The sequence below is a fragment of the Pseudomonas argentinensis genome (genome assembly GCF_001839655.2).
GTDB classification, from domain to species: domain Bacteria; phylum Pseudomonadota; class Gammaproteobacteria; order Pseudomonadales; family Pseudomonadaceae; genus Aquipseudomonas; species Aquipseudomonas argentinensis_B.
Map to the genome: position 1 here is coordinate 2,972,022 of NZ_CP056087.1, position 25,690 is coordinate 2,997,711.

Sequence of the window (25,690 nt, forward strand, 5' to 3'; positions counted from 1 at the left end):
CGGTCAGCAACCGAGTTGCAGCCAGATCGGTGCGTGGTCCGACGGTTTCTCCATGCCGCGCAGCTCGTAGTCGATACCTGCGTCCTCGAGGCGCTCCTGCAAGGCGCGCGAGGCCAGGATCACGTCGATGCGCAGGCCACGCTTGGGCTCGTCCTCGAAGCCGCGGCTGCGGTAGTCGAACCAGCTGAAGCGGTCATCGACCTCGGGGTGCAGTTGGCGGAAGCTGTCGACCAGGCCCCAGTTCTTCAGCGCTGCCAGCCACTCGCGCTCCTCCGGCAGGAAGCTGCATTTGCCGGTTTTCAGCCAGCGCTTGCGATTGACCTCGCCGATGCCGATGTCGCAGTCCTCGGGAGAAATGTTGATATCGCCCATGACGATCAGTGGCTGGTCATGGGCGAAGCGGCTTGCCAGCAGCGCCTGCAGATCCGCGTAGAAGCGCTGCTTGGCGGGAAACTTGGTGGGATGGTCGCGGCTCTCGCCCTGGGGAAAGTAGCCATTCATCACCGTGACGGGATTGCCGTTGGCGTCCGCATAGGTGCCATAGATAAAGCGCCGCTGGGAGTCCTCGCCGTCGTCCGGAAAACCCTTGGTGATCTCCAATGGCGCCTGGCGCGACAGCAGTGCGACACCGTAGTGGCCTTTCTGGCCGTGGTAATGGACGTGGTAGCCCAGCTCACGGATTTCCGCCTCGGGGAACTGCTCGTCGCTGACCTTGGTTTCCTGCAGGCCGATCACGTCCGGCTGGTGCTTCTCGATCAGCGCCGCGAGTTGATGCGGGCGGGCACGCAAGCCGTTGATGTTGAAGGAAACGAGTTTCATGTGGCGATCCTGAACGTAGCGGGCAGTAAAACTGCGATGCTAGCCGATCAGCTCGGCAGGCGGCCAGCGCAGTGGAAATTCGTTTCCATTCATAAGTGCACTGGAATAGCGCGTTTGCCGTGATAGCATCCCGGTATGAGAGTAATTTCGACACTCGGCGCGGGATGCGCGCTCATGCTGTTCAGTGCTGCGCTGCTTGCTGAAGACGCTCGTCTGGTGGTCAGCGTACAGCCAGCCAACAATGCCCTGAAGAGCAATGTCGAAGGCTACATCGGCAATCTCGGCGAGCGCGATGTCGAGGCGCTGCAGCGGCTACGGCGGGTGGTCGAGGGCCAGGCCGAAAAAGCCGCCCAGGCACTGGGTTATTACCAGGCGCAGATCAGCAGCGAAGTGGTCGAGCAGACGCCGCCACGCCTGAATGTACGGATCGTGCCCGGCGAACCGGTGCGCATTGGCAAGGTCACCGTCAGGGTCGATGGGCCGGCGTCGCAAATGCGCGCCTTTCAATTGCCCAAGAACGCCCAGCTGACTCAGGGCGCGCGGCTCAATCATGGCCGCTACGAGGCGGCCAAACGGCATATCCAGAACCAGGCGTCGCGCTATGGCTTCTTTCGCGGGCGCTTTACCCAGCAGAGCCTGCGTATCGATCCCCAGGCCGGCCTGGCCGATATCGAGCTGGTCTACGACAGCGGCCCGCGCTACAGCCTGGGCCACGTCAGCTTCGAAGGCGACATGCCCTTCGATGACGAACTGCTGCAGCGCATGGTGCCGTTCCCGGCGGACACGCCCTATGACTCGGAGCGCATCGCCGAGCTCTACCAGGCGCTGCGTTCGAGCGGCTACTTCGAATCGGTGCGGGTCGATGCCAGCCCCACGGTGGCCGAGCAGCAGGTGATTCCCGTCAACGTGCACCTGCAGACCCGCTTGCCGCGCACCATGGGCCTGGGCCTGGGGTTTTCCACCGACGTCGGCCCGCGCGGGCGCATCCAGTGGGAGCGGCACTGGGCCAACCCGCAGGGGCACAGCTATGGCGCGGAAATGGAGCTGTCGGCGCCGCGGCAGAACGTCGGCCTGTGGTATGACATACCCGGCAACCCACCGATAACCGACAAGCTGCGCATCGCCGGCGGCTACCAGTACGAGGAGCTGGCCAATACCGACAGCCTCAGCCGCCTGCTGACCGTCGGCCCGGAATGGCACAGCCAGCTCGACAGCGGCTGGCAGCGGGTGATTTCCCTGAAATGGCAGCGCGAGGAATACCGCCTTGGCGATGACTCGGGACTCAGCACCCTGCTGATGCCCGGCATCAGCTATTCCTACCTGCACAGCGACAGCCGCATCGATCCCAACGATGGCTATCGCCTGCAATTCGACGCCTCGGTGGCCAAGGAAGGGCTGCTGTCCGACTCCGACGTGGTACACGGCAACGTGCTGGTCAAGGGCCTCACCACGCTCTGGCAGAACCATCGATTTCTCGGTCGTGCCCAGTTCGGCGGTACCGAGTCCAAGGGCTTCAATTCATCGGTGCCGCCGTCGCTGCGCTTCTTCGCCGGTGGCGACCAGAGCGTGCGCGGCTACGACTACCAGAGCCTGTCGCCGGTGAACAACCAGGGCGACAAGATCGGCGCGCGCTACATGCTCGCCGCCAGCGCCGAGTACCAGTACAGCGTCGCCGACAAGTGGCGCGTGGCGACCTTCTACGACACCGGTAACGCCTTCAATTCGCTGGACATGCCGACCCTCAAGAGCGCCGTGGGCATCGGCGTGCGCTGGGTGTCGCCGGTGGGGCCGCTGCGCCTGGACCTGGCGCATCCGCTGGATGACGAAGGCGGTGTGCGCCTGCACTTTTCCATGGGGCCGGAACTGTGAGGCGGGCGTTCAAGTATGCCGGCCTGAGCCTGGCCGGGGTGCTGACGCTGCTGCTGGTGCTGTTGGTATGGATGTTGGCGTCGGCGTCCGGCAGCCGCTGGGCCCTCGGCCTGGTGCCCGGGCTGCAGGTGGAGGGCTTCGAAGGACGGTTGGGCGGGCGCTGGAGCGCTGCGCAGCTGCGCTGGCAGCAGGGCGACGACCAGGTATTGGTGGCCCAGCCGCGGTTCGACTGGTCGCCGGCGTGCCTGCTGCGTTTGACCTTGTGCATCGACACCCTGCGCACTGAGCGCATCGAGCTGAATTTCGCGCCGGGCGAGGAGGCGCCAAGCGACGAACCCTTCAGCCTGCCGCAGCTGGAGCTGCCGGTGGCGCTGCAGGTCGGCGAGGTGTGGATCGGCAACCTGCAGTTCAACGGTGATGACCAGCTGCAGGGGCTCGAACTGGCCGCGGACTGGGCACACGAGGGGTTGAATATCCGTCGGCTGCATGTGCAGCGTGACGACCTGGTCGTCGACCTGCAGGGCCATGTTCGGCCCAGCGGTGAATGGCCGCTGCAGCTGCAGGGCAGCGCCGTACTGCCGTCGCCCGATGAGCAGCCCTGGAACCTGACGCTGCAGGTCGAAGGCAATCTGCGCCAGCGCCTGGCCCTGGTAGTCGACAGCAGCGGTTATCTGGCCGGGCGCCTGAGTGGCGAGGTGCAGCCGCTGGTCGAGCATATCCCGGCAACGCTGACGCTTAGCGCCGACGGCTTCAAGGCCGAGGCATCGCTGCCCGATACCCTGCGACTGAACGCTGTCACCCTCAAGGCCGCCGGCAATCTCCACGACGGTTACGGCATCGACGGCACGGCCACGCTGCCCGCCGAAGGGGGCCCGGTTGCCCTAGCGCTGCGGGGCCGTGTCGATGCGGCCGGCGCGGATATCGAAACGCTGCGCCTGGCAGCCGCCGCAAGCCAGTACCTGGCGGTTAACGGTCGCCTGGACTGGCAGGACGGCTTTAGCGCCGACACCCATGTCGACTGGCAGGATTTCCCCTGGCTGCGTCTGTATCCGTTGCAGGAAGCCCCCCCGGTCACCGTCAAGACGCTCACCGGTGATCTCGCCTACGACAATGGCAATTACCTGGGCAACCTGTCCGCCGCGCTCGACGGCCCGGCCGGTGCGTTCACCATACAGACGCCGCTCAGCGGCGACCTGCAGCAGATCCACCTGCCCCAGCTGCAGGTGCGTGCCGGGCAAGGCAAGATCGAGGGCCAGCTCAGCGTCGGCTTCGCCGAGGCGGTGCGCTGGGATGCCCAACTGCAGGTCAGCGACTTCGACCCCGCTTACTGGGTCGCCCAGTTGCCCGGGCGCATCGCGGGTCCGCTGCGCACTCAAGGGCAATTACTCGACGGGCGCCTGGAGTTGACCGGCGACCTCGATCTGCAAGGCCGTCTGCGTGGCCAGCCAACGCAGCTGCAGGCCAAGGTCGCAGGTGCCGGTGAGCGTTGGGATGTAAGCGCATTGAACATGCGTCTGGGCGACAACCGTATCGACGGCAGCGGCCAGCTGGATCAGCGCCTGCAGGGCCAGGTGCGCATCGCTCTCGATCGGCTCGGTCAGTTGTGGCCGGGGCTGCAGGGGCAGGCCGCCGGGCGATTGAACCTGGCCGGCAGCCTGCAAGCCCCGCAAGGTACCTTCAGCCTCGATGGCCAGGGCCTGGCATTCGAGGCAATGCGCCTGCGTCAGCTGGGCCTGGATGCCACGCTGGACGGCAACGGCCAGGCCAGGGTGCAGTTGCGCGGCCAGGGTATCGCCAGCGGCGACAGCCAGCTCGGCAACCTGACGGTCAATGGCACCGGCAACTCGCTTCAGCAACAGGTGGACCTCAGCCTGCAAGGGCCGCAATTGCAGACCAGCCTGGCGCTCGATGGCACCCTGGAGCAGGGCAACTGGCGCGGTCGCCTGAGTCGCGTCGAGATACAGGCCGGCGGGCAGAACTGGCGGCTGCAGGCACCGGCCTCGCTGGTGCGCCTGGCCAGCGGCGAGATCGACCTCGGCGCCCACTGCCTGCGCTCCGGCGCGGCCAGCCTGTGCGGCGAACAGCAGCGCCTGCAGCCGGAACCGAAGATCCGTTATCGCCTCGCCGACTTTCCGCTCGACAGCCTGGCGCCGTGGTTTCCGGATGATTTCGCCTGGCAGGGCACCCTCGATGCCGACGTGCATCTGGATCTGCCGGCCGCAGGCCCCAGCGGGCGCGTGGTGGTGGATGCCGGCAGCGGCACCTGGCGCGTGCGCGACCAGGATCGATGGGTGGATTTCACCTACGACAGCTTGCGCCTGAGCAGCGAGCTGCGCCCGCAACGCATCGACACTGAGCTGAACCTGCGCGGCCCACGCATCGGCGAATTGTCGGTACAGGCGCAGCTCGACCCGCGCCCGGCGAACAAGCCCTTGTCCGGCCAGTTTCGCCTGGGCGGCCTCGACCTGGCCATTGCCCGGCCGTTCGTGCCCATGGTCGAGCGCCTGGCCGGGCAACTGAACGGTAGCGGCACGCTGTCCGGTGATCTGCTCAAGCCGTTGGTCAACGGCCAGCTGGCGCTCAGCGGCGGCGAACTCTCCGGTGGCGAACTGCCCACCCGTTTCGAGGACCTGGACGTTCGTGTGCTGATCGCCGGCGAAAGCCTGCAGCTCGACGGTGGCTGGCGCAGCGGCGAGCGAGGGCAGGGCACGCTCGACGGCGCGCTGGCCTGGGGCGGCCCGCTCAGCGGCAACCTGAACGTGCGGGGCAATCGCCTGCCGGTGACCGTCGAGCCCTATGCCGACCTGGAGGTCGAGCCGGACATGCAGGTGCGCCTGGCCGATGATCAGCTGTCGGTCAGTGGCAAGGTGTCGATTCCCCGCGGCAAGATCGTCGTTCGCGAGTTGCCGCCGTCCACCGTCAGAGTCTCCGACGACGCGGTGATCGTCGGTGCCGAGGCCCGCGAGCAGCAGCCGGTGGCGATCAGCATGGATATCGATGTGGAGGTGGGCAGCGACAAGCTGACCTTCAGCGGCTTCGGGCTCAATGCCGAGCTGGCAGGCCGCGTTCATATCGGCGATGACCTGGATACCCGCGGCGAGCTGAACCTCAACAAGGGCAACTTCCGCGGCTATGGCCAGCGCCTGACCATCCGCCGTGCGCGCCTGCTGTTCGCCGGGCCCATCGATCAACCCTTCCTGGACATCGAGGCGATCCGCAAGGTCGACGACGTGGTGGCCGGGCTGCGCCTGACCGGCAGTGCCGACCAGCCGCGCACCGAGGTGTTCTCCGAGCCGGCCATGAGCCAGGAACAGGCGCTGTCCTATCTGGTACTGGGCCGGCCGCTGTCGACCGGCAGCGAGGACAACAACATGCTTGCCCAGGCCGCGCTGGCACTCGGCGTCGCGGGCAGTTCCGGAGTCACCGGCTCGGTGGCGCAAAGCCTGGGCATTCAGGACTTCCAGCTGGACACCGACGGCAGCGGCCGTAGCACCAGCGTGGTGGCCAGCGGCAACCTGTCCGAGCGCCTGAGCCTGCGTTACGGGGTCGGCGTGTTCGAGCCGGTCAATACCGTGGCGCTGCGTTATGCCCTGACCCGCCGCCTGTACCTGGAGGCGGCGAGCGGCCTGGCCAGTTCTCTGGACCTGTTCTACAAGCGGGATTTCTAGGCCTGACCGGAGGCGGCCGGCAGCGCCGAGATAAGCGTTTGCGGGCCGCGTCGACTGGCGTAGGATGACCGTTCCTGCGTGTTTTCACCCATCAAGAGAAGGATTGTTTCATGGCACAAGTAACCCTGCGCGGTAACCCGGTTGACGTCGATGGCCAACTGCCGCAAGTCGGTCAGCAAGCGCCGGCGTTCACCCTGGTCGGTGCTGGCCTGGCCGACGTGAGCCTGAGCAGCCTGGCGGGCAAGCGCAAAGTGCTGAACATTTTCCCAAGCGTCGATACCCCGACCTGCGCCACCTCGGTGCGCAAGTTCAACGCCGAAGCCAGCCAGCTGGCCAATACCGCCGTGCTGTGCATCTCCGCTGACCTGCCGTTCGCCCAGGCGCGCTTCTGCGGCGCCGAAGGCCTGGAGAATGTCATTAATCTGTCGACCATGCGCGGCGCCGCCTTCCTCAAGGACTACGGTGTGGCCCTGAGCTCCGGCCCGCTGGCTGGCGTGGCCGCCCGCGCCGTGGTGGTGCTGGATGAGCACGACAAGGTGCTGCACAGCGAGCTGGTCGGCGAAATCGCTGACGAGCCAGACTACGACGCTGCCCTGGCTGCGCTGAGGTAAGCCACCCGCGCTACCCGAAACGGCCTGCCTTGCGCAGGCCGTTTTCGTTTCAGCGGGTCATTTGTTCAAGGCCGCGGTGACCAGCCGGCGCAGGCGGTTGGCCACCGGCGACAGTTCGCGGCCTTTGACCAGCAAGAGGTAGTAGGGCGACATCTCGATGGTCATGTTCAGCGGCAGCACCTTGAGCCGGGCGCCGACCTGATCGCCGAGCAGCAGGTCCGGGACCTCGCTGGCCAAGGGCGCGATGGCCGATGACGACACCAGGATGGCGATCATCGCCAGCAGCGAGGTGGTGTTGGTGATATTGGTCGGCAATGGTGCGCCGGCACTCAGAAACGCCGTTTCCATCGCCTCGCGGATCGGCGCCCGATGGCTCTGCATCACCCACTCGTAGTTCGACAGATCGCGCAGCGTCACCTGGTCGACGTTGGCCAGGGGATGATCCTGGCGCACGATCAGCTTGAGGGTTTCGGTGCGCGCCGGGTAGATCTCGAAATCCGCCGGGTTGACGCCGCGGGGCAGGCGGGCCAGTACGAAATCGTTCTTGCCGCTCGCCAGGTCATGCACCAGTTCATCACTGGCGGCCACGTTGACGTGCACATCGGCGCGCGGCGAAATCGCCTTGAGCTGGCGAATCGCCGGAATCACGAAACCCACCGCTGCCCCCGTGACGGCGCCGACCGTGGTCATGCCGCCTTCGCCGCGCTTGAGCTCCTCGACGTCCTGGGCCAGGTCGCGCAGCTCCACCAGCATGTTGTGCGCGCGGCGGGCCAGCGCCCGGCCGATCAGCGTCGGCAGCATGCCCTTGGCATGGCGTTCGAACAGCCGGGCGCCCAGGGTGTGTTCGATATCGGCCAGCATGCGCGAGGCGGCGGGCTGGGTGACGGTCAGCTCGTCGGCAGCCAGGCCGAGCTGCCCATGCTCGGCGATGGCGGCGATCAGCCGTAGCTGGGGAATCTTCAAGTGACGGGCAATGCCGATGTCCATGACGGTGCTCATTGTTGTCGTTATGCGCCGAGTGTGCGCCTTGAACAGCGGCCTGTCGATCATGGTATGCCAATATTGGTATGCCGTTGCGCGAAATATGAATTTGCTTGATATGGGGGTGTGCTTCTATCGTCAGGGCTGCTTTGAGCTCTTCGTTGCCCGAACAACAATAATCGCGATGTCGCGCGTTCCTGAGCGCGCCAGGCGTCGCCAGGAGAAGCTGAATGAACACAGTCCGTAAACTCGTGGCCGCCATGGCCATGGGCGCCACCCTGGTAAGCGCCGCTTCCGTCGGTGCTGCCGAGAAAGGCTTCGTGGGTATCGCCATGCCGACCAAGTCGTCCGCCCGCTGGATCGACGACGGCAACAACATGGTCAAGCAGCTGGAGAAAGCCGGCTACAAGGCCGACCTGCAGTACGCCGAAGACGACATTCCCACCCAGGTCTCGCAGATCGAGAACATGATGGTCAAGGGCGTCAACGTCCTGGTCATCGCCGCCATTGACGGCACCACCCTGACCAACGCCCTGGAAAACGCCAATGCCGCGGACATCAAGGTGATCGCCTACGACCGTCTGATCCGCGACAGCGAATACGTCGACTACTACGCCACATTCGACAACACCAAGGTCGGCGTGCTGCAGGCCGAATCCCTGGTCAAGGGCATGCAGGCGCGCGGCAAGGGTCCGTACAACGTCGAGCTGTTCGGTGGCTCGCCGGACGACAACAACGCCTACTTCTTCTACAACGGCGCCATGTCGGTGCTGCAGCCGCTGATCGACAAGGGCGAGATCAAGATCCTCTCCGGGCAGACCGGCATGGGCAAGGTCGGCACCCTGCGCTGGGACGGCGCTACCGCCCAGGCGCGCATGGACAACCTGCTGTCCGCCAACTACACCAAGGAACGCCTCGACGGCGTGCTGTCGCCCTATGACGGCATCTCCATTGGCGTGCTGTCGTCCCTCAAAGGCGTCGGTTACGGCTCCGGCGACATGCCGATGCCGATCGTCACCGGCCAGGATTCGGAAGTGCCGTCGGTTAAATCGATCCTCGCCGGCGAGCAGTATTCGTCGATCTTCAAGGACACCCGCCAGCTCGCCGAAGTGACCGTCGGCATGGTCAAGGCGCTGCTCGAAGGCAGCGAGCCGCAGATCAACGACACCAAGACCTATGACAACGGCAAGAAGGTGGTGCCGGCGTACCTGCTGCAGCCGGTCACGGTCGACAAGAGCAACTGGGAAAAGGTGCTGATCGACAGCGGCTACTACACCAAGAACCAGGTCCAGTAAGCACGCCCCCGCCGGCAGCCAGGCGCTGCCGGCCATCCACCTCCTCGTTTACCTGAGCATGGCGCGCCCGCTGCGGTTGGCGCGTGCCTTGCGGATGGATAAAGCCATGCAGCAAGACATCATTCTGGAAATGCGCGGCATCACCAAGACGTTCCCGGGCGTGAAGGCGCTCAACAACGTCAACCTCAAGGTGCGCCGCGGCGAGATCCATGCCCTGTGCGGCGAGAACGGCGCCGGCAAATCGACCCTGATGAAGGTGCTCAGCGGCGTCTACCCCCACGGCAGCTACGACGGCGAGATCGTCTACGAAGGCAAGCCGCTGGCTTGCAGCGGCATTCGCGACAGCGAGCGCGAAGGCATCATCATCATCCACCAGGAGCTGGCGCTGGTGCCGCTCTTGTCCATCGCCGAGAACCTGTTTCTCGGCAACGAGATCGCCAGCAACGGGGTGATCGACTGGCCCGAGGTGTATCAGCGCACCGAAGGGCTGCTCAACAAGGTCGGCCTCGACGAGGTGGCCACCACGCCGGTCGAGAAGCTCGGCGTCGGCAAGCAGCAATTGGTGGAGATCGCCAAGGCGCTGGCCAAGGACGTCAAGCTGCTGATTCTCGACGAGCCCACCGCAGCGCTGCAGGAGAACGACAGCCAGAAGCTGCTCGACCTGCTACTGGAGTTCCGCGCCCAGGGCATTTCCTCGATCCTGATTTCCCACAAGCTCAATGAAGTCAGCCGCGTTGCCGACAGCATCACCGTGCTGCGCGACGGCGCCTCGGTGAGCAGCATGGATTGCCACACCGAAGAAGTCAGCGAGGAAACCATCATCCGCGGCATGGTCGGCCGCGACATGGAAAACCGTTACCCCGAGCGTACGCCACAGATCGGCGAAACCCTGCTGGAAATTCGCGACTGGAACGTCTGGCACCCCGAGTCGGCTTCCCGGCAAATGATCCGCAACGTTAACCTGCGCGTGGCCGCTGGCGAGGTGGTCGGTATCGCCGGGCTGATGGGGGCAGGGCGCACCGAGCTGGCCATGAGCGTGTTCGGCAGGAGCTACGGGCGCAACATTTCCGGCTCCGTGCACCTGCGCGGCCAGCAAATCGACGTGTCTACCGTGCGCCGCGCCGTCGACAACGGCATCGCCTACGTCACCGAGGACCGCAAGGCCCTGGGCCTGGTGCTCGACGAAAGCATCCTGTGCAACACCACCCTGGCCAACCTGCCGGGGGTGTCCAGCCATGGGGTGATCGACGAGCACGAGGAACGCCGCGTTGCCGAGCAGTACCGCGAGGCGCTGCATATCCGCACGCCCGGGGTGTTCCAGAAGGTGCTCAACCTGTCCGGCGGCAACCAGCAGAAGGTGGTGCTCAGCAAATGGCTGTTCGCCAAACCCGAGGTGCTGATTCTCGACGAGCCCACCCGCGGCATCGACGTCGGGGCCAAGTTCGAGATCTACAGCCTGATCAACCAGCTCGCCGCCGACGGCAAGGGCGTGATCATCATCTCGTCGGAGATGCCTGAGCTTTTGGGCATGTGCGACCGCATCTACGTAATGAACGAAGGCGCCTTCCTGGGCGAACTGGCACGTGAAGAGGCGAGCCAGGAAAAGATCATGTCGATGATCGTCAAGGCGTGAGCGAGGACAACGCAATGGAAACCAACAACCAAACCGCCCAAACCCAGCAGGCGCGACCCTCTCTGCTGGGGCACATGAAGAGCCATATCCGCGACTACGGCATGCTGCTGACTCTGGTGGTCATCATGGCGCTGTTCGAGGTGCTCACCGATGGCACGCTGATGCGCCCGGTGAACCTCACCAACCTGCTGCTGCAGAACAGCTACATCATCATCATGGCCTTGGGCATGCTGCTGGTGATCGTCTCCGGGCACATCGACCTGTCGGTGGGCTCGGTGGTCGGTTTCGTCGGCGCCGCCGCGGCGGTGATGATGGTGCAGTGGGGCTGGTCCACCTCGCTGGTGGTACCCGTGTGCCTGCTGATGGGCTGCCTGATCGGCGCGGCCCAGGGCTACTGGATCGCTTACTGGCAGATCCCCTCGTTCATCGTCACCCTGGCCGGCATGCTGGTGTTTCGTGGCCTGACCCTGGCAGTGCTCGATGGCCAGTCGATCGGCCCGTTCTCCAGCAGCTTCCAGCTGATGAGCAACGGCTTCATCCCGGACATCTTCGGCGTCAAGCGGCCCAACGTGACCGCCATCGTGCTCGGTGTGTTCGCTGCCGGGCTGATCATCTACCTGGCGGTGCGCGGCCGTCGCCGCGCCAAGCGCTATGGCATCGTCGATGAGCCGGCGCCGTTCTTCGTTGCCAAGAACCTGCTGATCGCCGGCGCCATCGTCTACATCGCCTACCTGCTGGCCACTTACCGCGGCCTGCCCAACGTGCTGATCATCATGGCCATGCTGATCAGCGCCTATACCTTCCTGACCAACCGCACCACCCTGGGCCGACGTATCTACGCCATCGGCGGCAACGTCAAGGCGGCCAAGCTGTCGGGCATCAACACCGAGCGCCTGACCTTCTTCGCCTTCGTCAACATGGGCATGCTCGCCGCCCTGGCCGGGCTGATCTTCGCCGCACGTCTGAACACCGCCACGCCCAAGGCCGGCGTGTCCTTCGAGCTGGACGTGATCGCTGCGGTGTTCATCGGCGGTGCGTCGATGTCCGGCGGCGTCGGCAAGATCATCGGCGCGGTGATCGGCGCCCTGATCATGGGGGTGATGAACAACGGCATGTCGATCCTCGGCATCGGCATCGAATGGCAGCAGGTGATCAAGGGGCTGGTGCTGCTGGCCGCGGTGATCTTTGACGTGGTGAACAAGAGCAAGTCCCGTTAAGGCATGCCCAGTCGCCGCCACCATCTTTCCGCAGTACCGCGCGCGCCAGGCACAGCCGGGCGCCGCGGGATGAACACGAGGTAACAGGCCATGAACAGCCACAATCAACCCTCAGGCAAGGCGGTGTACGCCGACCTGGCCGGGCGCACCGTGCTGATTTCCGGTGGCGCCACCGGCATCGGCCGCGCGCTGGTCACGGCGTTTGCCAAGCAGGGCGCACGTACCGCCTTCGTCGATATCGACGACAAGCACGGCAAGGCCCTGGCCAGCGAGCTGAGCGAGGCGGGGCACCAGGTGCTTTTCCTGCGCTGCGACATCACCGACGTGAAGGCCTACCAGGCGGCCATTCACAAGGTCGCCGAACGGTTCGGGCCGATCACCGCGCTGCTCAACAACGCCGCCAACGACGTGCGCCACGCCCTGGATTCGATCAGCGTCGAGCGTTTCGACGAGCTGATTGCCGTCAACCTGCGCCACGCCACCTTCGCCACCCAGGCGGTGGTGCCGATGATGCGCCAGGCCGGCGGCGGCGCGATCATCAACTTCGGCTCGGTGGGCTGGATGATGGCCTCGGCCGGCTACCCGGTGTATGCGGCGAGCAAGGCCGCCACCCACGGCCTGACCCGAGGCCTGGCGCGGGAGCTGGGCAAGGAGCGGATTCGCGTCAACACCCTGGTGCCCGGCTGGGTAATGACCGACAAGCAGCTTGCCATGTGGGTCGACGAAACGGCCAAGGAGCAGATTCGCCAGAACCAGTGCATGCCCGGCCAGTTGCTGCCCGAGCATATCGCCGACATGGCGCTGTTCCTGGCATCCGATGCGGCGGCCATGTGCACCGCGCAGAATTTCATCGTTGATGGAGGTTGGGTATGAGTACCTTCAAGCCGGCAGTCTGGCCGCGCAAGCTGCGCTCCACCGAATGGTTCGGCGGCAACTCGCGGGATCATATCTACCACCGCAGCTGGATGAAGAACCAGGGCCTGCCGGCCGACCTGTTCGACGGCCGCCCGGTGATCGGCATCTGCAACACCTGGTCGCAGCTCACCCCGTGCAACGCCCACCTGCGGGATCTGGCCGAGCGGGTCAAGCACGGCATTTACGAGGCCGGGGGCCTGCCGCTGGAGTTTCCGGTGTTCTCGGCTGGGGAAAGTTCGCTGCGCCCGACCGCGATGATGTACCGCAACCTGGCGGCGATGGACGTCGAGGAGGCGCTGCGCGCCAACCCGCTGGACGGCGTGGTGCTGCTGGCCGGTTGCGACAAGACCACCCCGGCGCTGTTGATGGGCGCGGCCAGTGTCGACATTCCGGCCATCGTGGTGTCCGGCGGGCCGATGCTCAATGGCTGGTTCCGCGGCGAGCGGGTCGGCTCGGGTACCGCGCTGTGGCAGATGTCCGAAGACATCAAGGCCGGCAAGATGAGCCGCGAGGACTTTCTCGAGGCCGAGCAGTCGATGTCGCGCTCGCCCGGCTCGTGCAACACCATGGGCACCGCCAGCACCATGGCCAGCATGGCCGAGGCGCTGGGCATGGCACTGTCCGGCAATGCGGCGATTCCGGCGGTGGACAGCCGCCGCCGGGTCATGGCGCACCTGACCGGGCGGCGCATCGTGCAGATGGTCAAGGACGACCTGAAACCGTCCGACATCATGACCCGCCAGGCCTTCGAGAACGCCATCCGCGTCAACGGCAGCATCGGCGGCTCGACCAACGCGGTGATCCACCTCTTGGCCATCGCCGGCCGTGTCGGCGTCGACCTGACCCTGGATGACTGGGACCGCCTCGGCCAGGACATCCCGACCATCGTCAACCTGATGCCCTCGGGCAAATACCTGATGGAAGAGTTCTTCTACGCCGGTGGCCTGCCGGTGGTGATCCGCATGCTCGGCGAGGGCGGCAAGCTGCACAAGGGCGCGCTGACCGTCTCCGGGGAAACCATCTGGGAGGAGGTCAAGGGCGTTCGCAACTGGAACGAGGACGTGATCCGCCCCGTCGACAAGGCGCTCACCGCCAAGGGCGGTATCGCCGTGCTGCGCGGCAACCTGGCGCCCCGCGGGGCGGTACTCAAGCCGTCGGCCGCATCAAAGCACCTGATGCAGCACCGTGGCCGCGCCGTGGTGTTCGAGGACATCGACGACTACAAGGCGAAGATCAACGACGAAAGTCTGGATATCGACGAACACTGCGTGATGGTGCTGAAGAACTGTGGCCCGCGCGGTTATCCGGGCATGGCCGAGGTCGGCAACATGGGCCTGCCGCCCAAGGTGCTGCGCAAGGGCATCACCGACATGGTGCGCATCTCCGATGCGCGCATGTCCGGCACCGCCTACGGCACCGTAGTGCTGCACACCACGCCGGAAGCGGCGGCCGGCGGCCCGCTGGCGGTGGTGCGCGATGGCGACATGATCGAACTCGACGTGGAGGCGCGGCGTATCCACCTGGATATTCCCGATGAGGAGCTGCGCCAGCGTCTGGCCGAATGGCAGCCCACCGTCGAGGCGCCGACCAGTGGCTATATCAAGCTGTTCCACGACCACGTCGAGGGCGCCGACAGTGGGGCGGACTTCGACTTCCTCAAGGGCTGCCGCGGCGCCGGTATTCCCAAGGACAGCCATTGAGCGGAAGAGGACAGCACATGAGCGAGGTCAGCTGGATCGCCGTCGACTGGGGCACCACGCAATTGCGCGCCTGGGCAATATCGGCGGGCGGCGAGGTGCTGCAGCGTGGCGCCTCGGCGCGTGGTATGGGCAGCTTGGCGCCGGATCAGTTCGAGGCGGCTTTGCTCGAGCTGATCGACGGCTGGCTGTCTGGCGATAAGGTCACCGAGGTGGTGGCCTGCGGCATGGTCGGTGCGCGCCAGGGCTGGTGTGAAGCGCCCTATGCCGAGGTGCCCTGCGCCCCCCAGGCCATGGCGCGGGTGATCAGGCCGCAAGTGAGCGATACGCGGATGCGCGTGTCAATCATCCCCGGGCTCTGCCAGCGCGCGCCGGCCGATGTGCTGCGCGGTGAGGAAACCCAGATCGCCGGTCTGCTGGCGGTGCAGCCGGACTATCACGGCCTGGTCTGCCTGCCCGGTACCCACAGCAAATGGGCCGAGGTGGGCGAGGGCCAGGTGTTGGGCTTCCAGACCTTCATGACCGGCGAGCTGTTCGCGCTGCTTAGCGGGCAGTCGGTGCTGCGTCATGGCATGCGCGGTGATCAGCCCCTGGATTGGTCGGCCTTCGAATTGGGCCTGCGCGCCGCCACCGAGCGCCCGTTGCTGGGCGCCTTGTTCGGCCTGCGTGCCGAAGGCCTGCTCGAAGGTCTGGCCCCGGCCGCGGCCTGGGCGCGCCTGTCGGGGTTGCTGATCGGCCAGGAGCTGAGGGGATTGCCTGAACGCTGGCAGGGCCTGCCGGTCTGTGTAATCGGTGATGGCGAAGCGGCCGAGCGCTATCGCCATGCACTGGCGACTCTGAACCTCTCGGCCCGGACCCTGGACGCCGAGCGGGTCACCCTGGCCGGCCTGGCGGCCGCCCACCGGCACATTCGAGGAGGCACCTAGACATGACTGCGACCCCCCACGGCAGCACCGCTGCGCGTATCGCCGACTCGCGGGCCTGCACCCTGGGCGAGGGCGTGTTCTGGCACCCGCAGCGCGAGCAGCTGTTCTGGTTCGATATCCTCGGCAAGCGCCTGCTCAGCCAGCAGAATGGCCAGCCGCTGGAATGGGCGCTCGGCGAGCGTGCCTCGGCCGCCGGCTGGATCGACAGCGATCGCCTGCTGATGGCCAGCGAAACCGCCTTGTCGATCTTCGATTTGCGCAGTGGCGCCCGTGAGCAGGTTTGCCCGCTGGAGGCGAACAACCCGCTGACCCGTTCCAATGATGGCCGCGCTGACCCCTGGGGCGGTTTCTGGATCGGCACCATGGGCCTCGAGGCCCTGCCCCAGGCGGGCGCCATCTACCGTTATTACCGGGGCGAACTGCGCCGGCTGTTCGCCGATATCACCATCACCAACGCCATCTGTTTTTCTCCGGACCGGCGCTTCGCCTATTTCGCCGACACGGCCCGTCAGCAGATCTGGCGCCAGCCGCTGGACGAATTGCACGGCTGGCCGAGCGGTGAGGCGCAACCCTTTATCGACGGCCGCGTGGCCAACCTGAATCCCGATGGTGCCGTGGTCGACGCCCAGGGCCGGCTGTGGAGCGCGCAGTGGGGCGCCTCGCGGGTCGCCTGTTACGACAGCAATGGCCAGTTCCTGCAGGCCGTGGCGTTTCCCGCCTCGCAGATATCCTGCCCGGCATTCGGTGGGCCCGATCTGTCGACGCTGTTCGCCACCTCGGCGCGCGACGGCCTGGAGGACGATCAGCTCGCCGCCGAAGCCCATGCCGGCAAGCTGTTCGCGGTGGAAGTGCCGGCCCAGGGCCAGGCCGAACATCGGGTAGTGCTCTAGGCGCCTACCGCCGTTGGGGTAACACCAGGCAATACATCCGCTGCGCCTAGGGAGCCCGAAACAGAGCCGCTAGGGGTCTTCATCCGGTGCATTTGTCGCTTTAAAACATCTGTGGAGGTAAATAGCCGGTAAAGAGGCTTTGCTTCATGCCGAGGAGTGCTTATCGTTCACGCTCCTCACAGGAAGCGATTGGCTCATGTCCGAAGTAAACACAACGTCCAGCACCCCATCCTCGAAACGTCAGTGGTTCATCGGTCTGCTCTTGCTGGCGTTGATCATCCTTCTGATCTGGTGGTTCTGGCCGGCCAAAAGCGCCCCGCAGGACATGCAGGGCTGGGGTTTCGACAACGTGCCGGTGCGCATCGCCCAGGTCGAATCCCGCGACTTTCCCATCGTGCTCAAGGCCCTGGGCACGGTCACCGCCTACAACACCGCCAATGTTCGCGCCCGCGTCGATGGCCAGTTGACCGAGGTGCTGTTCAAGGATGGCCAGCCGGTCAAGGCCGGTGACGTGCTGGTGCAGATCGACCCGCGGCCCTACCAGATCGCCCTGCAGCAGGCCCAGGGTACCCTGGCCGAAAACCAGGCCCAGCTGCGCGCCGCAGAAAAGGATCTGGCGCTGTATCGCGGCCTGTTCAAGGAAGACTCCATCGCCCGCCAGACCCTGGATACCCAGGAAGCGCTGGTCAACCAGTACCGCGGCACGCTGCAGAACAACCAGGCCGCCGTGGCCGAAGCCAAGCTGAACCTGGACTTCACCAGGGTGCGCGCGCCCATCGATGGCCGCCTGGGCATTCGCCAGGTCGACCGGGGCAACCTGGTCGCATCCGGCGATACCGATCCCATCGTGGTCATCACCCAGACGCTGCCGATCTCGGTGGTGTTCACCTTGCCCGAAGGCGAGCTGCCCGCCGTGCTGAAGCAGGTTCGCAGCGACCGCAAGCTGGTGGTGCAGGCCTGGGATCGCAGCGAGAAGCAGCAATTGGCCGAAGGCGTGCTGGAGAGCCTGGACAACCAGATCGACACCGCCACCGGCACGGTCAAGCTCAAGGCGCGCTTCGAGAACGCCGACGAGATGCTGTTCCCCAACCAGTTCGTCAATACCCGGCTGCAGGTCTCGGTACGCAATGACGCCCTGGTGGTGCCGGTGGCCGCCGTGCAGTTCGGCGCCAGCGGCACTTTCGCCTACGTGATCGATGGCGAGGACAAGGTTCAGGTACGCCAGATCAAGGTCGGTCCCAGTGATGGCGAGTTCACGGTGATCGAGGAGGGCGTCGCGGCTGACGAGCGCGTCGTGGTCGAGGGCACCGACCGCCTGCGCGAAGGCAACAAGGTGGAAGTGATCGGCCAGGGCACCAGCGAGCCGCCCGCCACCGGGGAAGCCGCCCCGCGGGTGCGTAGCGCTTCATGAACGTCTCGCGCCTGTTCATCCTGCGACCGGTCGCCACCACGCTGATCATGCTGGCGATCTTCCTCAGTGGCGTGATCGCCTACCGGCTGTTGCCGGTGTCGGCGCTGCCCGAGGTGGATTACCCGACCATCCGGGTGATGACCCTCTATCCGGGCGCCAGCCCCGACGTGATGACCAGCGCGGTGACCGCGCCGCTGGAGCGCCAGTTCGGGCAGATGGCCGGCCTCCAGCAGCTGTCGTCGACCAGCTCCGGTGGTGCCTCGGTGATCACCCTGCGCTTCAACCTCGAGGTGCAGCTGGATGTCGCCGAGCAGGAAGTGCAGGCCGCCATCAATGGCGCCACCAACCTGTTGCCCAACGACTTGCCGGCGCCGCCGGTGTACAGCAAGGTCAACCCGGCGGACACGCCGGTGCTGACCCTGGCGGTGACCTCCAGGGAATTGCCGTTGCCCCAGGTCAATGACCTGGTCGACACCCGCCTGGCCCAGAAGCTGGCGCAAACCACCGGGGTCGGCCTGGTGTCGCTTGCCGGCGGCCAGCGCCCGGCGGTGCGCATCCGCGTCAACCCCGAGGCCCTGGCGGCCTACGGCCTGAACCTCTCCGACGTGCGCACGCTGGTCAACGCCAGCAACGTCAACCAGCCCAAGGGCAACTTCGACGGCCCGACGCGGGTGGCCCAGCTCGACGCCAACGACCAGTTGCGTTCGGCCGACGAATACCGCGAGCTGATCCTCACCTACGCCAATGGCGCGGCGCTGCGCCTGGGCGACGTGGCGCAAATCGTCGACGGCGCCGAGAACCAGCGCCTGGCCGCCTGGGCCAACCAGAACAGCGCAGTACTGGTCAACGTGCAGCGCCAACCGGGCGCCAACGTCATCGACGTGGTGGACCGCATCCAGACCCTGCTGCCCAACCTGACCCAGGGCCTGCCGGCCAGCGTCGAGGTGACGGTGCTCACCGACCGCACCCAGACCATCCGCGCTGCGGTGCGTGACGTGCAGCACGAGCTGATGCTGGCCATCGCCCTGGTGGTGATGGTCACCTTCCTGTTCCTGCGCAAGGTGTCGGCAACCCTGATTCCGTCGGTAGTGGTGCCGCTGTCGCTGATCGGCACCTTTGGCGTCATGTACCTGGCCGGCTTCACGGTCAACAACCTGACGCTGATGGCGCTGACCATTGCCACCGGTTTCGTGGTGGACGATGCCATCGTCATGCTGGAGAACATCGCCCGCCATCTTGAGGACGGCGAGACGCCGCTCAACGCCGCGCTCAAGGGCGCCCGGCAGATCGGCTTCACCCTGGTGTCGCTGACCCTGTCGCTGATCGCCGTGCTGATCCCGCTGCTGTTCATGGCCGATGTGGTGGGACGGCTGTTCCGCGAGTTCGCCATCACCCTGGCGGTGGCCATCCTGATTTCCCTGGTGATCTCCCTGACCCTCACGCCGATGATGTGCGCGCGCCTGCTCAGGCACGAGCCGGAGGCGGAGCAGGGGCGCTTCTACCGTGGTGCCGGGGCCGTCATCGACGGCATGATCGAGCGCTATGCGGTGGGCCTGCGCTGGGTGCTGCGCCATCAGCCGCTGACCCTGCTGGTGGCCATCGGTACCATGGCGCTGACCGTGGTGCTGTACCTGGCGGTGCCCAAGGGCTTCTTCCCGGTGCAGGACACCGGGGTGATCCAGGGCATTTCCGAGGCGCCGCAATCGATTTCCTTCAGCGCCATGAGCGAGCGCCAGCAGCGCCTGGCCGATGTGATCCTCAAGGACCCGGCGGTGGCCAGCCTGTCGTCCTACATAGGCGTCGACGGCGACAACCCGACGCTCAATAGCGGGCGCATGCTGATCAACCTCAAGCCCCATGCCGAGCGTGACGTCAGTGCCAGCGAAGTGATCGAGCGGCTGCGCCCGGAGCTGAGCAAGCTCGCCGGTATCGAGCTGTTCATGCAGCCGGTGCAGGACCTTTCCATCGAGGACCGGGTCAGCCGTACCCAGTTCCAGTTCAGCCTGGAGTCGCCGGATCCGGCCCTGCTGGAAACCTGGTCGGCCAAGCTGGTCGAGGCGCTGCGCCAGCAGCCCGAGCTCAGCGACGTGACCAGCGATCTGCAGAGCCGCGGCCTGCAGGTGTACCTGAACATCGACCGCGACATGGCCGGGCGCCTGGGGGTGAGCGTCGCCAATATCGACGATGCGCTGTACGACGCCTTCGGCCAGCGGCAGATCTCCACCATCTACACCCAGGCCAGCCAGTACCGCGTGGTGCTGGAAAGCGCCAATGGCGGCAGCATCGGCCCGGCCGCGCTGCGCCAGATCCATGTGGCTACCGCCGACGGTGACCAGGTGCCCCTGTCGTCCCTGGCCCGGGTCGAGGAGCGCGCAGCGAGCCTGTTGATCAACCATATCGGCCAGTTCCCGGCGGCCACGCTGTCGTTCAACCTCAGCCCCGGCGTCGCCCTGGGCGATGCGGTGGCAGTGATCGAACGGGTGCAGCAGGAGATCGAGATGCCGGTCAGTGTGCAGATCAATTTCCAGGGCGCCGCCGAGGCCTTCCGCGCCTCGCTGTCGTCGACCCTGCTGCTGATCCTCGCCGCCATCGTGACCATGTACATCGTGCTCGGCGTGCTCTACGAGAGCTACATCCACCCGGTCACCATCCTCTCGACCTTGCCGTCGGCGGGTGTGGGTGCCTTGCTGGCGCTGCTGCTGACCGGCAACGACCTGGGGCTGATCGCGATCATCGGCATCATCCTGCTGATCGGCATCGTCAAGAAGAACGCCATCATGATGATCGACTTCGCCCTCGACGCCGAGCGCCACCAGGGCATGACGCCCCATGACGCCATCTACCAGGCGGCGCTGCTGCGCTTCCGGCCGATCCTGATGACCACCCTGGCGGCACTGTTCGGCGCCATCCCGCTGATGCTCGCCTCGGGCTCCGGCGCCGAGCTGCGCCAGCCCCTGGGCCTGGTGATGGTTGGCGGCCTGCTGCTCAGCCAGATCCTCACGCTGTTTACCACCCCGGTGATCTACCTGTACTTCGACCGCCTGGCGCGGCGCTTCAGCGGCCGCAGCGCGGCGGGGGTAGCGGTATGAGCGGCAAGTTCCAAGCGGCAAGCCGCAAGTTGAAGACGTGCCGCAGCGGGGCCTTTGCTTCTCGCTTGCAACTTGAAGCTTGTGGCTTGTGGCTGCCTCTATGAATCTTTCGGCACCCTTCATCCGCCGCCCGGTGGCCACGCTGTTGTTGAGCCTGGCGATCATGCTGCTCGGCGGCGTCAGCTTCGGCCTGCTGCCGGTGGCGCCGCTGCCGAACATGGACTTCCCGGTGATCACCGTACAGGCCAACCTGCCCGGGGCCAGCCCCCAGGTGATGGCGGCCACCGTGGCCACGCCGCTGGAGCGTTCCCTGGGCGCCATCGCCGGCGTCAGCCAGATGAACAGCAACAGCAGCCAGGGCAACACGCGGATCATGATCGAGTTCGATCTGGACCGTGACATCAACGCCGCGGCCCGCGAGGTGCAGGCGGCCATCAACGCCTCCCGGGAGCTGCTGCCCAGCGGCATGCGCAGCATGCCGACGTACCGCAAGATCAACCCGTCCCAGGCACCGATCATGGTGCTGTCGCTGACTTCCAGCGTGCTCGACAAGGGCCAGCTGTACGACGTGGCCTCGACCATCGTCGGCCAGAAGCTGTCCCAGGTCACCGGCGTCGGTGAGGTGCAGATCGGCGGCAGTTCGCTGCCGGCCGTGCGCGTGGCCCTGGAGCCGCGCCTGCTCGACCAGTACGGCGTGGCCCTGGACGATGTGCGTGCGACCATCGCCGCCGCCAACGCCAAGCGCCCCAAGGGGGCTGTGGAGGACGCCGAGCGCCACTGGCAGGTGCAGGCCAGCGACCAGCTCGAGCGCGCCGCCGACTACGTGCCGATGATCATTCGCTACCAGGACGGCGCGGCGATCCGCCTGGGCGATGTCGCCCAGGTCAGCGACGGCGTGCAGGACCGCTACAACAGTGGTTTCTACAACGACAAGCAGGCCGTGCTGGTGGTGGTGAACCGGCAGAGCGGGGCGAATATCATCGAAACCGTGGCCGGGATCCGCGCCTTGCTGCCGGAGCTGCGCAGCGTGATTCCGGCCAGTGCCGACCTGGAAGTGGCCATGGACCGCTCGCCGGTGATCCGCGCCACCCTCAAGGAGGCCGAACACACCCTGCTGATCGCCGTGGTGCTGGTAATTCTGGTGGTGTTTGCCTTTCTGCGTCGCTGGCGCGCGGCGCTGATTCCTGCCCTGGCGGTGCCGGTGTCGCTGGTCGGCTCGTTCGCCGCCATGTACCTGTTGGGCTTTTCGCTGAACAACCTGTCACTGATGGCGCTGATCATCGCCACCGGGCTGGTGGTGGACGACGCCATCGTCGTGCTGGAGAACATTTCCCGGCATATCGAGGCGGGCGAGACGCCCATGGCCGCTGCCTTCAAGGGCGCCCGCGAAGTGGGTTTCACGCTGCTGTCGATGAACGTCTCGCTGGTGGCGGTGTTCCTGTCCATCCTGTTCATGGGCGGGCTGGTGGAGCGCCTGTTCCGCGAGTTCTCCATCACCCTGGCGGTGGCCATCGTCATTTCCCTGCTGGTATCGCTGACGCTCACGCCGATGCTCTGCGCCCGCTGGCTCAAACCCGAGCCCAGGGAAGAAGCCCGTGAGCCGGGGCGGCTGGAGCGTATCGGTGCGCGCATCGTGCGCGGCTACGAACGCAGCCTGGACTGGGCGCTGCGCCACTCGCTGCTGATGCTGATCAGCCTGTTCGCCACCATCGCCCTCAACGTGTTTCTGTTCGTCAGCGTGCCCAAGACCTTCATGCCCCAGCAGGACACCGGCCAACTGATGGGCTTCATTCGCGGCGACAACGGCCTGTCGTTCCAGGTCATGCAGCCGAAGATGGAAGCCTACCGCCGCGCGATTCTCGCCGACCCGGCGGTTGAGAGCGTGGCGGGCTTTATCGGCGGCAACAGCGGCATCAACAACGCCATCATCATCGTGCGCCTCAAGCCGATTGCCGAACGTGATCTGTCGGCCCAGCAGGTGATCGACCGCCTGCGCAAGGAGGTGCCGAAGATTCCCGGTGGTCGGATGTTCCTGATGCCCGACCAGGACCTGCAGGTGGGCGGCCGCCAGGGGCGCAGCTCGGAAAACGAATACATGCTGATGTCCGGTGACCTGGACGCCCTGCGCGAATGGCTGCCCAAGGTGCGCGAGGCGCTGCGCGCATTGCCCGAGCTGACCGACATCGACGCCACCGAGGACGGCGGCGCGCCGCAGATTCGCCTGGTGGTCGACCGCGACGAGGCCAAGCGCCTGGGCGTGGACATGAGCCTGGTGACCGGTGTGCTCAACAATGCCTTCAGCCAGCGGCAGATCTCCACCATCTACGACAGCCTCAACCAGTACAGCGTGGTGATGGAAATCAACCCGCGCTACGCCCAGAGTCCCGAGGCCCTGAGGCAGATCCAGCTGATTACCGCGGACGGCGCGCGGGTGCCGCTGTCGGCCATCGCCCACTGGGAAAACAGCCTGGAAGATGATCGCATCAGCCACCAGGGCCAGTTTGCCGTGGAAAACATCGGCTTTTCCCTGGCCGAAGGCGTCAGCCTCGACCAGGCGACCCGCGCCATCGACCGCGCCGTGGCACGCATCGCGCTGCCCACCGAGGTGCAGGGCACCCTGGGCGGCACCGGCGCGGCGTTCCAGAAGACCCAGGACAACCAGCCGTGGATGATCCTGATGTCGCTGGTGGTGGTGTACATCGTGCTCGGCGTGCTTTACGAGAGCTACGTGCACCCGCTGACCATCCTCTCCACGTTGCCCTCGGCGGGCGTCGGTGCGCTCCTGGCGCTGCAGCTGCTCAACACCGAGTTCAGCCTGATCTCGCTGCTGGGGCTGTTCCTGCTGATCGGCGTGGTGAAGAAGAATGCCATTCTGATGATCGACCTGGCCCTGCAGCTCGAACGCCACGAGCACCTGAGCCCGGCCGAGTCGATCCGCCGTGCCTGCCTGCTGCGCTTCCGGCCGATCATGATGACCACCCTGGCGGCGCTGCTCGGCGCCTTGCCGCTGATGCTCGGCAGCGCCGAGGGCTCGGAAATGCGCCAGCCGCTGGGCATCACCATCGTCGGTGGCCTGATTCTCAGCCAAATTCTCACGCTTTACACCACGCCTGTGGTCTATCTCTATCTCGATCGCCTGCGCCACCGGGTCAACCGCTGGCGTGGCGTGCGCACCGATGCCGCTCTGGAAACGCCTCTATGACTTTTGCTTCCCGTCGAACCCTCTGTCTGCTGGCGCTCAGCGTTGCCCTGGCCGGTTGCGCCATCGGGCCCGATTACCAGCGTCCGGAGATCAGCACACCGGCGTCCTTCAAGCAGGCTGACGGCTGGAAGGCCGCCGTGCCGGCCGACGCCCTGGCACGGGGCGCCTGGTGGGGGCTGTACGGCGACGGCGAGCTCAATGCCCTGGTCGGTCGCCTCAACGTCTCCAACCAGAACCTGGCCGCCTCCGAGGCCCAGTACCGCCAGGCCCGCGCTTTGCTGCGCAGCGGCCGCGCGGCGTTCTTCCCGACCCTGTCGACCAGCGCCGGGATGACCCGGGCCGGGCAGGGCGGTGGTGACAGCACCCTGCGTACCGCCGATGGCATCGCCATTGGCGGTGGAAACTCGTCGAGTATCAGCAAGAACTACGACCTGAGCCTCAATGCCAGCTGGGAGCTGGATCTATGGGGCAAGCTGCGCCGCGGCCTGGAGTCCAACCGCGCGGCCTTCGAAGCCAGCGCCGCCGACCTGTCTGCCGTACGCCTGAGCCTGCAATCCGAGCTGGTGCAGAGCTACCTGCAATTGCGCGTACTGGACGAACAGCAGCGCCTGCTCGACGCCACCGTGGCGGCCTATCAGCGTTCGTTGCGCCTGACCGAGAACCAGTACCGCGCCGGTATCGTGCCGCGTTCCGACGTCGCCCAGGCGCTGACCCAGCTGCGCAGCACCGAAGCCCAGGCCATCGACCTGCAATGGCAGCGTGCCCAGCTCGAACATGCCATCGCCGTGCTGATCGGCGTACCGCCCAGCGAGGTCAGCATCGCCCGCCGCGACACCTTGCCAGGTTTGCCGGAGGTGCCGGCCAGCGTGCCATCTGCGCTGCTGGAGCGGCGCCCCGACGTGGCGGCGGCCGAGCGCCGGGTGATCGCTGCCAACGCCGAGATCGGTGTGGCCAAGGCCGCCTGGTTTCCTGACCTGACCCTTTCCGCCGCGGGTGGCTACCGCGGCAGCAGCTTCGCCGACTGGATCAACCTGCCCAATCGCTTCTGGTCGGTGGGCCCGCAACTGGCGTTGACCCTGTTCGACGGCGGCCGGCGCAGCGCCGAAAGCGAGCGAGTCGAGGCGGCCTATGACCAGACCGTGGCGCAGTACCGCCAGGCGGTGCTGGACAGCTTCCGCGAAGTCGAGGATTACCTGGTGCAGCAGCGCGTGCTGGGCCGCGAAGCCGAGGTGCAGGCCCAGGCGCTGGACGCGGCGCGGGAATCGCTGCGCCTGATCGAGAACCAGTACCGCGCCGGCACCGTGGACTACAACAGCGTGGTCAACGTGCAGGCCACTGCCCTGAGCAATGAGCGGAGCGCCCTGACGCTGCTGGGCAGCCGCCTGACCGCCAGCGTGCAACTGATCGCCGCCCTGGGCGGTGGCTGGGATGTGCAGCAGCTCGAAGAAGGCGAGGATTAACCACGAT

General features: G+C 66.1%; 16 protein-coding genes. 14 read left to right on the forward strand and 2 right to left on the reverse strand.

Annotated elements, in window-relative coordinates; all coding sequences use genetic code 11:
- Positions 1–3: 3 nt before the first annotated feature.
- A complete protein-coding gene (xthA, locus tag SA190iCDA_RS13170; protein ID WP_070887758.1) occupies positions 4–819 on the reverse strand; it encodes an exodeoxyribonuclease III in 816 nt (271 codons plus the stop codon).
- 135 nt (positions 820–954) lie between these two features.
- On the opposite strand from xthA, the gene SA190iCDA_RS13175 reads away from it, so the two are divergent.
- The 3 genes from SA190iCDA_RS13175 (at position 955) to tpx (ending at position 6,967) form a co-directional block, all read left to right on the forward strand.
- The gene (locus SA190iCDA_RS13175; protein WP_070887757.1) at positions 955–2,688 is read left to right on the forward strand and encodes an autotransporter assembly complex protein TamA; all 1,734 of its coding nucleotides are present in this window, start codon (positions 955–957) and stop codon (positions 2,686–2,688) included.
- Positions 2,685–6,356, forward strand: a complete 3,672-nt coding sequence (locus SA190iCDA_RS13180) for a translocation/assembly module TamB domain-containing protein (RefSeq protein ID WP_070887756.1) — start codon at positions 2,685–2,687, stop codon at positions 6,354–6,356. Before SA190iCDA_RS13175 ends, SA190iCDA_RS13180 begins: the two co-directional genes overlap by 4 nt.
- 110 nt (positions 6,357–6,466) lie before the next feature.
- Positions 6,467–6,967 (forward strand): thiol peroxidase, encoded by a 501-nt coding sequence (tpx, locus tag SA190iCDA_RS13185; protein WP_070887755.1) that lies wholly within the window; start codon positions 6,467–6,469, stop codon positions 6,965–6,967.
- 57 nt (positions 6,968–7,024) lie between these two features.
- Here the strand turns inward: tpx and SA190iCDA_RS13190 are convergent, their stop codons facing one another.
- Positions 7,025–7,954, reverse strand: coding sequence for a LysR family transcriptional regulator (locus SA190iCDA_RS13190; protein WP_070887754.1), 930 nt, complete (start codon positions 7,952–7,954; stop codon positions 7,025–7,027).
- A gap of 224 nt (positions 7,955–8,178) precedes the next feature.
- On the opposite strand from SA190iCDA_RS13190, the gene chvE reads away from it, so the two are divergent.
- The 11 genes from chvE to SA190iCDA_RS13245 all read left to right on the forward strand — a co-directional run bounded on the left by chvE (position 8,179) and on the right by SA190iCDA_RS13245 (position 25,683).
- Positions 8,179–9,243: a multiple monosaccharide ABC transporter substrate-binding protein gene (chvE, locus tag SA190iCDA_RS13195; RefSeq protein WP_070887753.1), complete on the forward strand. Its 1,065-nt coding sequence runs from the start codon at positions 8,179–8,181 to the stop codon at positions 9,241–9,243.
- Between the two features lie 106 nt (positions 9,244–9,349).
- Entirely contained in the window at positions 9,350–10,876 is a 1,527-nt protein-coding gene (mmsA, locus tag SA190iCDA_RS13200; RefSeq protein ID WP_070887752.1) for a multiple monosaccharide ABC transporter ATP-binding protein, read from the forward strand.
- Between the two features lie 14 nt (positions 10,877–10,890).
- On the forward strand, positions 10,891–12,093 hold the full coding sequence (gene mmsB / locus SA190iCDA_RS13205) for a multiple monosaccharide ABC transporter permease (RefSeq protein WP_070887847.1): 1,203 nt from the start codon (positions 10,891–10,893) through the stop codon (positions 12,091–12,093).
- 90 nt (positions 12,094–12,183) lie between these two features.
- The gene (locus SA190iCDA_RS13210; RefSeq protein WP_070887751.1) at positions 12,184–12,966 is read left to right on the forward strand and encodes an SDR family NAD(P)-dependent oxidoreductase; all 783 of its coding nucleotides are present in this window, start codon (positions 12,184–12,186) and stop codon (positions 12,964–12,966) included.
- Positions 12,963–14,708, forward strand: a complete 1,746-nt coding sequence (gene araD, locus SA190iCDA_RS13215; protein ID WP_070887750.1) for an L-arabinonate dehydratase — start codon at positions 12,963–12,965, stop codon at positions 14,706–14,708. Before SA190iCDA_RS13210 ends, araD begins: the two co-directional genes overlap by 4 nt.
- A gap of 17 nt (positions 14,709–14,725) precedes the next feature.
- Complete coding sequence (locus SA190iCDA_RS13220) at positions 14,726–15,631, forward strand: 2-dehydro-3-deoxygalactonokinase (protein WP_070887749.1); 906 nt, start codon at positions 14,726–14,728, stop codon at positions 15,629–15,631.
- A gap of 2 nt (positions 15,632–15,633) precedes the next feature.
- Positions 15,634–16,521, forward strand: a complete 888-nt coding sequence (locus SA190iCDA_RS13225; protein WP_070887748.1) for an SMP-30/gluconolactonase/LRE family protein — start codon at positions 15,634–15,636, stop codon at positions 16,519–16,521.
- Positions 16,522–16,717: 196 nt separating this feature from the next.
- On the forward strand, positions 16,718–17,932 hold the full coding sequence (locus SA190iCDA_RS13230; protein WP_070887747.1) for an MdtA/MuxA family multidrug efflux RND transporter periplasmic adaptor subunit: 1,215 nt from the start codon (positions 16,718–16,720) through the stop codon (positions 17,930–17,932).
- Positions 17,929–21,021 (forward strand): MdtB/MuxB family multidrug efflux RND transporter permease subunit, encoded by a 3,093-nt coding sequence (locus tag SA190iCDA_RS13235; RefSeq protein ID WP_070887746.1) that lies wholly within the window; start codon positions 17,929–17,931, stop codon positions 21,019–21,021. The genes SA190iCDA_RS13230 and SA190iCDA_RS13235 overlap by 4 nt, the downstream gene beginning before the upstream one ends.
- A gap of 100 nt (positions 21,022–21,121) precedes the next feature.
- On the forward strand, positions 21,122–24,223 hold the full coding sequence (locus SA190iCDA_RS13240) for an efflux RND transporter permease subunit (RefSeq protein WP_070887745.1): 3,102 nt from the start codon (positions 21,122–21,124) through the stop codon (positions 24,221–24,223).
- Positions 24,220–25,683: an efflux transporter outer membrane subunit gene (locus tag SA190iCDA_RS13245; protein WP_070887744.1), complete on the forward strand. Its 1,464-nt coding sequence runs from the start codon at positions 24,220–24,222 to the stop codon at positions 25,681–25,683. The genes SA190iCDA_RS13240 and SA190iCDA_RS13245 overlap by 4 nt, the downstream gene beginning before the upstream one ends.
- Positions 25,684–25,690: the final 7 nt, after the last annotated feature.